The following is a 13360-nucleotide window of genomic DNA, read 5'->3' as shown; positions in this document are numbered from 1 at the left end:
GGCGAGACGTGCGAGCGGACGTTACCACGCGGTAGCTCGCCGGTGTAGCGCCGAAAAGCTGGCAGCCACGACCACCAGAAGGGCCATGCTGAGCGCCACGACGACGGCCAGTCGGGCCGGTCCCGACGCCTCCGGCCCCGGCACGATCGTCGGATTGCGGTACAGGCTCAGGACCCGACCCCGATGGATGAGTTCCAGGCCGTCGAGGGCGCCGGGCGGCAGGTCACCGGAGACCTGGTGCTGCACGAGGACCCAGCGCACCCCCGTGGTCCAGACCGGCCGGTCCTCGGCCATCGCCCGGCGCACCTCGCGGACGCGGGGATTCTCCCCGGCCACGGCGACGTCGCCGACCCGGAGCGTGTCGTCGATCAGGACCGTGCCCGGCAGGTAGCGGGGCGCCGGGTCCAGGACCACCCGGTCGGGATTCCACGGGTACGCCCGGTAGGCGTTCAACGGCAGCGACAGGATCTCCCCCGGCTCCTCCTCGATGATCGTGGCCACCGTCCGCCAGTCCGCCGGATAACTCACCGGCCGGACGCGTCCGGCGCCGCCGAACGCGAGGTCCGGCATGACCGCCACCGGCAGGAGCAGCAGCCCGGCCAGCACCACCCCGGCCACCTCCCGGTCGAGCCGGGCCACCAGCCGCTCGGCGCCCAGCGCCGCGCACACCACGAGCAGCAGCGCGTACGGGGCCAGGAACTTCTGGCCGTCCCGCAGCAGCCCCGCACCGGGCAGGTGCACCACGGCCCAGCGCAGCACCGCGTCCCCGCCGGGCAGTACGGCGAACGCCGCCAGAAGAAAGCTGACCCCGGCCAGCACGCCCAGCCGCAACGGCGTACCCGCCGGCAGCCGACGCCGCAGCAGCCCGACACCGACACCGGCGAGGACCAGCAGCACCAGAGTCGCCAACGGCACCAACGGCCCGGTGCGGCTGCCCGGCGTGGCCTGCGCGTTCCAGATCCCGCCGGTCCCGGCCAGCGCCACCAACGGGCCGGCCCAGTTCTCGGCGCGCGCCGCGAACGCCCCCACCCCGGCCGGATCGGAGGACCCACCGGCGCCGGTGACCAGGGCCGCCACCACCCAGGGGGCGTTGAGCAGCGTCAGACCTGCCACCGCGTACCTCATCTCGCGCGCCCGTTTGGCGCTCAGGAGAACAGGTCGGGTCAGCGGGCGGCCCGGAATGCGGCGCTGCGGCACCAGCAGGACCACCACGCCCAGCGCGATGAGCCCGCCGGTCGGCGTTATCGCGGCGGGAGCCGCGGCGAGCACCACCCGGGCCAGCGCGCCGTCCCGCCCCTCCCGCAGCGCCAGCGCCGCCCGCACCAACCAGGGCAGCGCGGCGTACGCGAGCAGCAGCCCCCACTGCCCGATCAGCAGCCGCTCGGCGAGGTACGGCGTCCACGCGTACGCCACGGCGGCGAACAACCGGACGGCGAGGCTGTCGGTCGGCACCAGCCGACCGGCACCGATCGCGGCCAGCAGGAACACCCCGACGAGCACCACCCGCTGCACCAGCCACCCCGGCACGACCTGCGTGACCAGGGAGACGAGCGCATCCATCGGCACCGCGCGGGGCAGGCTCTGCGCCGGGGCGACGAGATCCCAGGTCAACGGCTGCCGGGGTACGAACACCATGTCGTACAGCAGCGCGTACCCGGGTGCGGCCAGCGGAGCGAGCACCAGCACCGTGACTGTCACCGCCGCGGCGTACAGCGGAAGGGTGTCCCGAGCCCACCGCCGCAGGGCGTCCCGGCGAGCGGGTCGGTCAACCATTCACGCCGCCGGTACCGCCCGGCCGACGGTGATCAGTTGGGTGCACACCCCTACCCCCGGGGTGGCCACGGTGATCCGGACGGAGTCTCCGCCGCCCTCCATCAGGAAGAACACCTCGTTCAGGCCACGCCGCAGGGTGATCTCCCGGGTGGCGTCGCCGAGCTGGAACAGCGCCGTCGAGTCCCCCGAGCTGAGGTAACCGAACTGCACCACGTACGGCCACTCCTCCAGGTAGCCGTCCATCATGATCCGGGTGGTCCGCCCGCCCTCGGCCAGGTGCCCGCAGTCGGCCACCGGGCCCGGCACGATCTTGCGCCCCTCGACGGCTACCGGACGGATCCGGCCGGACTCGTCGAACGTCGACGGCCTCTCGGCCAGCTCGACGAACGTGGGCCTGCGCTCCGCCGGCCGGAAGAAGTGCGACTGGAGGTTGTCCGGCCAGAAGTACCCAGCCACCACCCGCTCCGGGACGGTGGTGTCGAAGAAGACGGTGCCCGGCCGGGCGGCGGCCAACTCGGCCTGCGCCGTGGCGAGGTAGTCCCGCCCGTGCTTGGTGCTCCAGTTGTCCCCGAAACGGGCAGTGCTCCACAGCGTGCCCACCCCGATGCCGGCCAGCAGGACGACGATCGCGACCAGGCCGACCGCGAAGGCCCCCGGCTCCCGCAGGACCGTCGGCACCGGCCACGCGGAGACGTCGTCCTCGTCGGCGTCCTTCGTGCCCAGCAGAGCCGCGCCCACACAGATCGCGGCGACGAGCACCACGTCGGCGACGTACCGGGGGATCACGCCCACCAGCGGGCCGAGCGGCCCACCGAGCCGGGTCACCGCGAAGAGCGCCGCGACCAGGCCGAGGTAGCACACGAGCAGCAGCCAGGCCCGCCCGGCCGACGGGCGTCGCCGCACCGTGACCACGACCAGCGTCACCAGCACCGCCCAGGACAACCACTTGGCGACCTCGTACGGATCCACAAGCGGTGGACCGTCACCGGCGTACGCCCACCGCCAGGGCCCACCGAGCAGACCCGGTACGACAGTGTCGCCGACCAGGTCACCGAGGAACGTGAGGACCTGACCGACCGACGTGGGTTCGTCCAGCTCGCGAGCCGGGCGGGTCAGATAGAACGCCACGTACGCCCCGGAGAGCACACCGAGCACCAGCCACGCCGGCCAGTACCGACGCACTGTCGTCACCAGGCTGCGCCATGCCCGCCCCGACGTGAACAGGAAGGCGGTGAGCAGGAACAGCAGCGGCACGATCAGCAGGGCCTTGGTGTCGAAGAGCAGCCCGAACACCACCCAGACGGCGACCGTGACGAGGTGCCGCAGGCGGCCCGTCCGCACGTACCGCACCTGGGCCGACACCGCCAGGACCAGCGCCAGCTGTGTCGGCAACACGAGCAGGCCGACCAGCCACAGCGACGACACCTCGAGCGTCAGCGGGCTGAACACGAACAGGCACAGCGGGATCAGCAGCCCCCAGCCCGGCCGGAGCAGGTCCCGCAGCAGCCGGTACAGGGCGAAGCCGACAGCCGCCTGACCGAACGCGAGCAGCAGCACCCACGGCCAGCTGGCGAAGCCGGCCAACCGCACCATCGCCCACGCCACCAGCAGACCGCCCGGCATGAGGTGGTTGTTGAACGTCCGCAGCAGGTAGTCCACGTCCAGCTTGGTGTCCAGGACCTGCGCGGCGATGACGAACTCGTCCTGGGAGAACCAGCCACGGGCGGCGAGGCCGGCACGCCAGGCGACGGACACGACGATGAGGGCGACCGCGACCGCGCGAACCCGGTCGGCCCGGAGCCATCGGCCGACCGGCCCCGGCCCGTCGCCGTCGCCGTCGACACCCCCCGGACGCGTCTCGGCCTCAGCTTCTGGCATTGACATGGTCGGCAGCCTGCCACACGCTTACACGCCGTGGGGACGGCCGTTCTCCCGATAACGCCACCGCAGCGCCCCAGGTCGCCAGTCCGTGCCCGGTCCGGATAACGTCGCGCGACATATGTCGGCTGCGCGTGCGTGTCCGGCCGGCGGAGACAGGAGCCGAAATGCGTGCAGAGGTGACAGGTGACGTCACTCCGGCGTCCAGTCGTACCCGGCGTACCGCCCGGCGTTTCCGGCACCTGACCATCTGCATCGCGCTCACCGCCCTCGCCTTCCAGCAGGCCCCGGGGCAGGTCGTCCCCGACACCAAGGTCGACCTGAACGTGAACCCGGCCGGGTGGCTGCTGCGCTCGCTGCACCTGTGGGACCCGACCGGCACGTTCGGTCAGCTCCAGAACCAGGCGTACGGATATCTCTGGCCGATGGGTCCGTTCTTCCTGCTCGGGTCGGAACTGGGTCTCGCGCCGTGGGTGGTCCAGCGGCTGTGGTGGGCACTGCTCTTCTGCGTCGCGTACCTGGGTGCGGTGCGGCTCGCGGGCCGGCTCGGCATCGGCACACCCGCCGGACGCATGATCGCGGGTGTCGCCTTCGCGCTGTCGCCCCGGATCCTCACCCAGCTCGGCTGGTCGTCGGTGGAGGCGTGGCCGAGCGCCATCGCCCCGTGGGTGCTCATCCCGCTCGTGGGTCTGGCCAAGGGCACCACCCCGCTGCGGCGTGCCGTCGCCGGGTCGGCCGTCGCCGTGGCCTGCGCCGGCGGCGTCAACGCCACGGCCGTGGCCGCGGTGGTGCCGCTCGCCCTGCTCTGGCTCGTCACCCTCACGCCGGTACGCCGTCGCGTCACCGCGCTGGCCGCCTGGTGCGGCGCGGTCGCGCTGGCCACGGCGTGGTGGCTGGTGCCGCTGCTGGTCCTGGGGCGGTACAGCCCACCGTTCCTCGACTACATCGAGACCGCCCGGAACACCACCAGCGTCACCGACGCGGTGACGACGTTGCGCGGCGCCTCCTACTGGGTGGCGTACCTGGGCTCCGCGTTCGGTCCGACGATCCCGTCCGGCTCACGGCTCGGCAACGAGCCGCTGCTGGTCGCCGCCACCCTGACGGTCGCCGCCCTCGGCATCCTCGGGCTGTCCCGCCGCGGCATGCCGCACCGCCGGTTCCTCGTCACCGGTCTGGTGCTCGGCGCCGCGCTCGTCGGTCTCGGGCACGTCGGCGACCTGCCGAACGTCCTCGCCGGGCCGCAGCAGGAGTTCCTCGACGGCGTCGGCGCGCCACTGCGCAACGTGCACAAGTTCGACGTCCTGCTGCGACTGCCGCTGGCGCTCGGCATGGCGCACCTGATCGGCCTTGCCGTCCGGACGGCCCGCACGGCACCCGAACGGCAGCGCCCGCGTACCGTCGCGCGCGCCTGGCTCACCGCCGGCGTGGCGATGGTCGCCGTGGCGGGGGTCGCCACGCCCGCGCTCGCCGGTGGTCTCGCCACGCCGGGCAGCGTGAAGAACGTGCCCGGCTACTGGCACGAGGCCACCGACTGGCTCGACGCGAACACGGGCCGCGGCCGGGTCCTCGTCGTTCCCGGGGCGCGCTTCCCGTCGTACGACTGGGGCAGCACCACGGACGAGATCACCCAGCCGCTGCTGGACAGCCGGTGGGCCGTCCGCAACGCCATCCCGTTCACCCCGCCCACCACGATCCGGCTGCTGGACGCCATCGAGGCGACGCTCGCCACCGGCGCCGGCTCGACCGGTCTGGCCGACCTGCTCGCCCGATCCGGGATCAGCCACGTCCTGTTCCGCGCCGACCTCGACCACGGCCGCTCCGACACGGCCCGCCCGGCGGTGGTCCGGCAGGCCCTGGACCGCTCACCGGGGCTGACCCTCGTCACCTCGTTCGGCCCGGTACGCGGCGGCCCGTCGTCTCCCGACGAGTTCCGCGACCAGGGCCTCGACGTGCCGGTACGCGCGCTGGAGGTCTACCGGGTCGACCGGGCCGTCGATCCGGTGGTCGCCTACGACCGGGACGACGTGACAACAGTCGTCGGCGGCCCCGAGTCGCTTCTCGACCTCGCCGCAGCGGGTCAACTGAGCGCGGCGCCCACGGTCCTGGCCGGCGACGCGCCGCCCGGTGACGCCGGGTCGGTCGCCATGACCGACGGGCTGCGCAGGCGGGACGTGTCGTTCGGCCGGCTGCGCGACAACTCCTCGCAGACCCTGACCGCCGACGACACCTTCGACGTGTCGGCGCCGGCGCACGACTACCTGCCCGAGTGGGGCGAGGAGCGATCCACCGTGGCCCGCTTCGAGGGCATCAGCGCGGTCCGCGCCTCGACGGCGAGGTCGCAGGTCGACTCGCCCGGCGGCACCCGTCCGGAGCACCAGCCGTACGCGGCGATGGACGGCAACCCGGCGACCTCCTGGCAGTCCGCCCCGTACGCGCCGAGCGACAGGCAGTGGATCGAGGTGGCCCTCGCGAACGCGACACGGGTCACGAGGGTTGAGGTGTGGTTCGACCTGAAGGCCGACGCGCTGCCCACGACGGTGACAGTCACCGCCGGGTACGAGAGCCGCACGATCGAGCAGTTCACCGACCACATGGTCTTCGAACTGCCAGGCGTGCACGCCACCCGCGATGTCCAGGTCTCGGTCGACGGCGCGTACGACCTCCGCCCGTTCGGCAACGGGTCGGTGGGCATCGCCGAGATCAAGATTCCCGGGATCAAGACCAGCCGGACCCTCGTGCTTCCCGCCGCACCGGCCACCACCCGACCGGCGACGGTGGTGATGTCGGCGGCCCCCAGCACACCTGCCTGCTTCTCGGTCGACGGGCGGCCCCGCTGCTCCACCGACGCCGTCCGCGGCTCCGAGGACGCGTCCACTGTCGACCGGACCCTGACCCTGCCCAGCCCCGGCGCGTACGACGCCCGGCTGTGGGCGCGGCCGACACCCGGCCCGGACCTGGACGCGACAGTCGACAAGCTGGTGGCCGACGCGCAGCCGCTGCGCCTCGCGCCGCAGGTCAGCGCCTCCTCGACGTCGGTGCCCGACCCGACCGGCCGGGCCGGGGTGGTGCTCGACGGCAACCCGGCGACCAGCTGGTCGCCGGCGGCCAACGACGAGGCACCGATCCTGCGCCTCAAGTGGCTCAAGCCGCAGACCATCAGTGGGCTCCGCTTCTCCGTCGACGACGAGGCGGCAGCCACCCGCATCGGCAGTGTCCGGGTGGTCGGCGACGACGGTTTCCGCAGCAGCCTGGTCGGCGACGACGGCCTGCTCCGCCTGGACCCGCCGATGCGCACCGACGAGATCACCATCCAGTTCCTCGACAAGCCGTCCGCCACCAGCACCGACCCGTACAAGCTGCGGCTGCCGGAGACGCTGCCCGTCGCGGTCGGTGAGGTGACAGTGCTGCCCGGGGCGTCCACCGTCACGCCGCGCCTCGACACGCCCCTGAAGCTGGCCTGCGGATCGGGGCCGACGCTCGCCGTCGGCACGGCCCGGGTCACCACCACCCTCAGCGGCACCCTGCGCGACCTGCTCGAACTGCGCGACATGCCGGTCACCCCGTGCGGCAGGGAGACACCCAGGCGCCTGGACCTGGACCGCGGCGAGCACCGCGTCGTCGCCACCGCCGGCACGCTTGCCGCACCGACCCTTGTCGCCCTCGTGCCGCAGAGGGCCGCGCCCGCCCCGGCGGTGGCCGCCAGTCCCGTCCAGGTCGAGTCGTGGGCAGCCACCGAACGACGGGTACGGGTGGACGAGCGCCCCGTCGACCGGGTGCTCGCCGTGCGGGAGAACACAAACACCGGCTGGCAGGCGACAATCGGCGGGCGGACGCTCACGCCACTTGTGGTGGACGGCTGGCAGCAGGGCTGGGTCCTCCCCGCCGGCGTCTCCGGCGAGGTGGTGCTGCGCTTCGCCCCGGACACCACGTACCGGGCGGGTCTGCTGCTCGGCGGCATCCTGCTGGCGGTGGTGGTCCTCCTCGCGGTGCTGCCGCAGCGCACGCCGGCCGGGAGCACCGCCGTACCGCGCGGCAGGCGCCGACTCACCCGGTCCCTGCCGCTGCTGGCCGTGGGCGCCGGCGCGCTGGTGCTGTCCAGCGGGCTCATCGGTGGCCTGCTCGTGGCGGCCGGGTTCATGCTTGCCGTACCCGGACCGCGCCGCCTGCCCTGGACGACCGATCCCCGGCGGGCCCGGATGATCAGCCGGGCTGTCGAGACCTGGCTCCCCGGTGGGCTCGTCGTGCTCGCCGGATGGCTCTATCTCGAATCGGCGCACCGGCACACCGACGCCGCCTCGCAGCTCGCGATCGTCGTCGCGTTGGGTGCCCTCTGGATCTCCACCGCCGCCCGCCGACGACCCGTACGCCGGATCAGGCCGACCGCGGCACCCGCCGCTCCCGCCCAGCGCACCGCCCCGGACGAGCAGCCGGAGCCGACCGCGCCCGCCCTCAGCGAAATCACATGAGCCGTCCCGAGCCGACGACGGAGACGGCCCCGACGGGCGGACGGAGTACCGGCCTGGGCGCGGCCGGAGCCGCAGTCACCCTGGCCGGCGTCCTCGTCAACGGCCTGGCCTACCTGGTGCCGGTCCTCGCCGCCCGTCGGCTCGATCCGGCCGGTCTCAGCGCGCTCGCCACAGCCCTGGGTCTCGTGGCGATCGCCGCCGTACCCGGCCTCGGCCTGCAGCTGGCCGTGGCCGTGCACCACGCCCGGCACGGTTCGTCCGACACGAGGCGACTCACCGCGGTGACCGCCGCCGTGAGCGCCGCGGCGCTGATCCTGGCGACGCCGCTGCTGGTCACCTCCCTCGACCTGCCCGTCGAGGTACCCGCACTGCTGGCGGTCACCACCGCCGCGGTCGTGTTGTCGTCCCGTTCGCTCGGCGAGTTGCAGGGCAGCCAACGGTTCCTGCGCCTGGCCGCCGCGATGGCCCTGCTCGCCGCCGGCCGGTACGGCGGAGTGATCGCCGGACTGCTGCTCGGCACCGGGCTCACCGGCGCGCTCACGGCCGGCGCGCTGACCGCCGCGCTCACCCCTGTCGTGCTGGCCCGGATCGCCCGCACACCCGACCGGTCGACCACCGCGCCACGACTGACAGTCGCCCAGGTGACCGCCGGCTGCGGCGCGACCCTGGCGATGCTCGTCGTCTCCTACGCCGACCTGCTCCTGGCCCGGCAACTACTTCCCCCGTCCGGGTCCGGGGCGTACGCGGTGGGCACCGTCCTGAGCAAGGGCGCGCTGTGGGCGCCGCAGGTCGCCGCCGTCCTCGCCCTGCCACGTCTGGCGCGCGGCGACCGCCGCAGCCGTACCGTGGCTCTCGCCGTGACCGGTGGGTGCGGTCTGGTGCTGGTGCTCGCGTCGACGCTCGCCGGCGGGCTGGCCTTCCGGCTCGCCGGTGGACCGGACTACACCCACCTGGGCCGGTACGCGCCGGTCTTCGCCGCGGTCGGTGGGCTCTACGCGGTGACGTTCGTGCTGCTCAACGACCGTCTCGCGGCCGGCGTACGGTGGCCCGCGGCACCCCTGTGGGTGGGCACGGCCGGGCTCTTCACCGTCGCGGCGATCATGCGACCCCGCACCGTCTCCGATCTCCTCCTGCTCGCCTTCGGCACGGCCCTCGTGACCACTGTGCTGATGGCGCTGCCCGCCCGCCGATCCGTCTAGCTCCCCGCGAGCCAGTCGTGCAGCAGGCGGTGGTCGATCGCGTCGACCCGGCCGAGCGTACGACCGGAGGCCACCCGCTCCCGCAGGTCCGCCCGGGTGAACCAGCGTGCCTCCAGCAGTTCCTCGCCGTCGACACGTACCTCCTCGGACGTGGCGGTGGCCCGGAAGCCCACCATCAGGCCGGCGGGGAACGGCCACGCCTGCGAGCCCTGGTAGGTCACGTCGGTGACGGTGATCCCGGCCTCCTCGGCCATCTCGCGACGGACCGCGTCCTCCAGGCTCTCACCGACCTCGACGAAGCCGGCCAACGTCGAGTACGCGTCGGGGGCCGCACCGGCGTGCCTGGCCAGCAGGCAGCGCCCCGGCCGGCCGGGTGCCTCGACCAGCACGATGATCGCCGGTTCGATGCGGGGGAACAGCAGCCGTCCGCACTCCGCGCCGGTGCACGTCCGGACGTGTCCGCCGCCGCCGATCACCGCCGTCGCGCCGCAGGTGCCGCAGTACCGCTGCTGCCGGTGCCAGTGCAGCAACCCCCGGGCGTACGCCTGCACGGCCGCGCCGTCCGCGTCGAGCCGACCGACAAGCGCCCGTACGTCTGTGGACCGCACCGCACCTGCCATCTCGACGGCGGACCGCTCGTCGAGCCCGGACAGGTCCACGGCGAACACGGCGGCGTCACCGTCGAGGCCCAGGAAGACCGTCTCACCGGCGGCGGACCGGGCGAGCGACGCCCGCTCGGCGGTCAACCGGACCGGACCGTCCCCGTCGACGAGACAGCGGTCCCGCCACAGCGGCAGGACGACGGTGTCCGACTCGTCGAGCAGCGCGTCCAGCCGGGTCGCGTCGGTGCGCAGAGCACCCGCCCGGTCCAACCGGCCACCGCCGTACGCCAGCACCCGCTCCGCGATACCCACCCCGTCACCGTGCCAGGTCGGCGGCACGTCACCGGCACCGCCCCCGGCACGACACGCCGGCCGACACGCCGTACCCGCGCGGGTGGGCGCAGCCCACGACCACGGCTCGCCATTGGCTACCGTAGGTGTCCTCCGGGAGGGTGGACCTCCCGCGACATCCTGGCGATCGAGGTTGTAGTGACGCTGTACGGCGAAAAAAGTCCACCCGCCGACGACCGGCCCACCGTGCAGGTCACCGCGGTCACCTGGCCCGACGACGGCCCGGCGACAGTGCCCGCGCCAGCCGTCGGTGAGCCGGAGGACACCCCACGCCGTGGCCGCCGGATGCGGATCCTCCTCGCGGCCGGCGTGACAGGTGGTGTGTTCGCCGCCGTGGCGGGCGCCGGCGCCTGGGCGTACGCCGGAGACGTCCCCAGGGGCACCACGGTGCTCGGCGCCGAGCTGGGCGGCCGGAGCCGTACCGACGCGGACCGCGCGTTGCGCGCGGAGCTAGACCGGCGCGCGGCGGCCCTCGCCGCGCCGCTGCGGATCACCGTCGGGCAGCGCACCGCCGAGATCAACCCGGCGGACGTGGGGCTGGCCATCGACGTACCCGCCACCGTCGCGGCGGCGGCCGAGGCCGACGCGCACCCGGTCAGTCGACTGGTCGGCTCCCGCACCGTCGACCCGGTGGTCACCATCGACGTGAACCGGCTGGACGCGGCGCTGGGCAAGGCAGTCGGCGACGAGGCCCGTGGGATGACCATGCCGGCGATCACCTTCAAGGGCACCACACCGAAGGTCGTGCAGCCCAAGCCGGGGCTGGCACTCGACCCGCAGCGCTCCGCCGACCTGGTCCGCGCCGGCTGGCTGGCCGGTGACCCGATCACCGTGCCGCTCGTGGAGAGCCACCCGGCGACCACTGCGGAGGAGCTGGACAAGCTCGTCACCGAACTGGCGAAGCCGGCGGTGGCAGCGCCGGTCACGCTGCGTACCGACAAGGGCTCGGTGAAGGTACCGCCCGCCGCCATCGCGAAGAGTCTGCGGTTCACCGCCGACAAGACCGGCAAGCTGACCCCGAGCGTGGACGTCAAGCGGCTGCGCACGGCACTCGGCGACGACCTGAACGCCATCGAGGTGCCGCCGAAGGACGCCACGATGACCATTTCCGGCGGCCAGCCGAAGGTCGTCGAGGGCCGGCCCGGCCAGCAGCTCGACACGGCCGATCTGGGACGCGACCTGCTGGCGGTGCTGCCGAAGTCGGAGGGACGCGAGGTCACCGGCGAGCTGAAGCCGACACCGCCGGCGCTGACCGCCGAGAAACTGGCCGGCCTGGGCATCAAGGAGCGGGTTTCCACATTCACCACCCGGTTCACCGGCGGCATGGCGTCGTCGCGCAGCCAGAACATCGCCACCATCGCCAAGGAGGTGGACGGCACAGTCGTCCTGCCCGGCAAGACGTTCTCGCTGAACGGCCACACCGGCGAACGGGGCTACGCGCAGGGCTACCGGGACGCCCCGGTGATCCTGGACGGCAAGTTGGTGCCAGGCGTCGGCGGCGGCACCTCGCAGTTCACCACGACGCTGTTCAACGCCACCTACTACGCAGGCCTGGAGGACGTCGAGCACAAGCCGCACTCGTACTGGTTCGACAGGTACCCGGCGGTCATCGAGTCGACGATCTTCTGGCCGGACCTGGACTTCAAGTTTCGCAACAACACCGAGTACGGCCTGCTCATCGACACGTCGTTCACGTCGAGTTCGGTGACCGTGTCGATCTGGAGCACGAAGATCTACGACAGCGTGAAGACCGAGTACGGCCCGCGCCGCAACATCACCACGCCGAAGGTGATCCACCTCGAACCCGGTCCGTCGTGCATTCCGAGCAACGGCATCAACGGTTTCACCCAGGACGCCTTCCGGGTCATCAAGAAGGGCGGCGTGGTGGTCAAGCGGGAGAAGTTCAGCTGGCGCTACGACGCCGAACCCCGCTACGTCTGCGGCCCGAAGCCGTCCTGAGGTCAGAAGGTGGCGATCGGGTTGACCGGGCTGCCGGACGTGCCGGCGAAGCGGACCGGCGCGACCGCGAGCTGGAAGTCCCACTGGCCAAGTTCGGCAGCGGTTGCCGCGCACGCCTCCAGGTCGCAGTTGTCGAGCAGCCAGAGGCCCATCGCGACGAGGCTCACGGCGTGCACGGGCATCAACACGTCGTCGTACCCCGACGGCTGGACGTCCTGGGGGGTGTCGGCGCCGATCAGCGCGACGTCGCGTTCGTGGAGCCACGGCAGGCAGGACGCGTGCCAGCCGGCCTGGGTGAAACCGCCTGCCGGCCCGCTCTCGTGCCGGGAGCGGCCGTAGCCGGTGCGCAGGAGCACCGCGTCGCCTGGTCGCACACGTACGCCCTGGCGGCGTTCGGCCTCCTCGAGATCGTCGGGAAACACACCCTGTCCCGGTTCCAGCCACGGCACACCGCGGGCCCCGGCCACGTCCAGCAGTACGCCGCGCGTGATGATCCCGTTCGCCGCCGCCGTGACCGCCGCCCAGGCCGATCCCGTTGCCGCGTCGACAAGCGAGGACGACCGCCCGTTGTACATGCTGCCGTCCCAGAAGATGTGAGCCGGCGAGTCGACGTGGGTGAGGGTGTTGCCGTGGAACATGAGGCCGAGCCGCTCCGACGAGAAGCCCCAGCGCCGGTCGGCGTGGAACGCGGGCGGCATGTTCTCGGCACCCGGCATCTCGACGGCGCGCGGGCACGTGGTCGTGGACAGCTCCATGTCGTCCGGTCCGGCAACCTCCCACGCGCAGGACACGCTCCTGCCGTGGCGTACGGCCCGCGCCGCCGCCAGCCGGACCTCGTCGGTGATGTGGTTCAGGGTGCCGAGTTCGTCGTCGTCGCCCCAGCGTCCCCAGTTCGACAACGTGTCGAAGTACCGGAGCACGTCGTCCTGCGTCGGCAGCTGCCGCCCCGCGGTCATCCGGCCATCAACTCCTCCGACTGCGAAATGGGTGCGGGAAATGCAGAACGGGTCACCCGTGAGGGTGACCCGTTCTGGAATGATTGTCCGGCGGCGTCCTACTCTCCCACACCCTCACGAGTGCAGTACCATCGGCGCTGGAGGGCTTAGCTTCCGGGTTCGGAATGTAACCGGGC

The 13360-nt window shown here is 72.9% G+C and carries 7 protein-coding genes and 1 rRNA gene; 3 read left to right on the top strand and 5 right to left on the bottom strand.

The window, feature by feature from the left end; translation table 11 throughout:
* Nucleotides 1-21 precede the first annotated feature (21 nt).
* Both AB0N27_RS20850 and AB0N27_RS20845 read right to left on the bottom strand, forming a co-directional pair.
* The gene (locus AB0N27_RS20850; protein WP_364372196.1) at nt 22-1773 is read right to left on the bottom strand and encodes a hypothetical protein; all 1752 of its coding nucleotides are present in this window, start codon (nt 1771-1773) and stop codon (nt 22-24) included.
* Nucleotides 1774-3657, bottom strand: coding sequence for a hypothetical protein (locus AB0N27_RS20845; protein WP_364372193.1), 1884 nt, complete (start codon nt 3655-3657; stop codon nt 1774-1776). It abuts the gene before it with no gap.
* A gap of 161 nt (nt 3658-3818) precedes the next feature.
* On the opposite strand from AB0N27_RS20845, the gene AB0N27_RS20840 reads away from it, so the two are divergent.
* Together AB0N27_RS20840 and AB0N27_RS20835 are read left to right on the top strand one after the other, a co-directional pair.
* Nucleotides 3819-8117, top strand: coding sequence for an alpha-(1->3)-arabinofuranosyltransferase (locus AB0N27_RS20840; RefSeq protein WP_364372190.1), 4299 nt, complete (start codon nt 3819-3821; stop codon nt 8115-8117).
* Nucleotides 8114-9316 (top strand): polysaccharide biosynthesis protein, encoded by a 1203-nt coding sequence (locus AB0N27_RS20835; RefSeq protein ID WP_364372187.1) that lies wholly within the window; start codon nt 8114-8116, stop codon nt 9314-9316. Before AB0N27_RS20840 ends, AB0N27_RS20835 begins: the two co-directional genes overlap by 4 nt.
* Here AB0N27_RS20835 and nudC read toward each other — a convergent pair.
* Nucleotides 9313-10230, bottom strand: a complete 918-nt coding sequence (nudC, locus tag AB0N27_RS20830) for an NAD(+) diphosphatase (RefSeq protein WP_364372184.1) — start codon at nt 10228-10230, stop codon at nt 9313-9315. The two genes, AB0N27_RS20835 and nudC, sit on opposite strands and share 4 nt — an antisense overlap.
* Nucleotides 10231-10407: 177 nt before the next feature.
* Between nudC and AB0N27_RS20825 the strand changes: the two genes are divergently transcribed.
* Nucleotides 10408-12228 (top strand): VanW family protein, encoded by a 1821-nt coding sequence (locus AB0N27_RS20825; protein ID WP_364372181.1) that lies wholly within the window; start codon nt 10408-10410, stop codon nt 12226-12228.
* A gap of 2 nt (nt 12229-12230) precedes the next feature.
* On the opposite strand, the gene AB0N27_RS20820 is transcribed toward AB0N27_RS20825, so the two are convergent.
* The gene (locus AB0N27_RS20820) at nt 12231-13184 is read right to left on the bottom strand and encodes a cyclase family protein (RefSeq protein WP_364372178.1); all 954 of its coding nucleotides are present in this window, start codon (nt 13182-13184) and stop codon (nt 12231-12233) included.
* A gap of 85 nt (nt 13185-13269) precedes the next feature.
* Nucleotides 13270-13360 (bottom strand): 5S ribosomal RNA (gene rrf / locus AB0N27_RS20815); the annotation flags it as partial.

It is taken from the genome of Micromonospora sp. NPDC093244 (assembly GCF_040683695.1).
GTDB lineage: Bacteria > Actinomycetota > Actinomycetes > Mycobacteriales > Micromonosporaceae > Micromonospora.
Note: the sequence above shows the minus strand (reverse complement) of the source record. Positions and strands in the feature narration are given on the sequence as shown.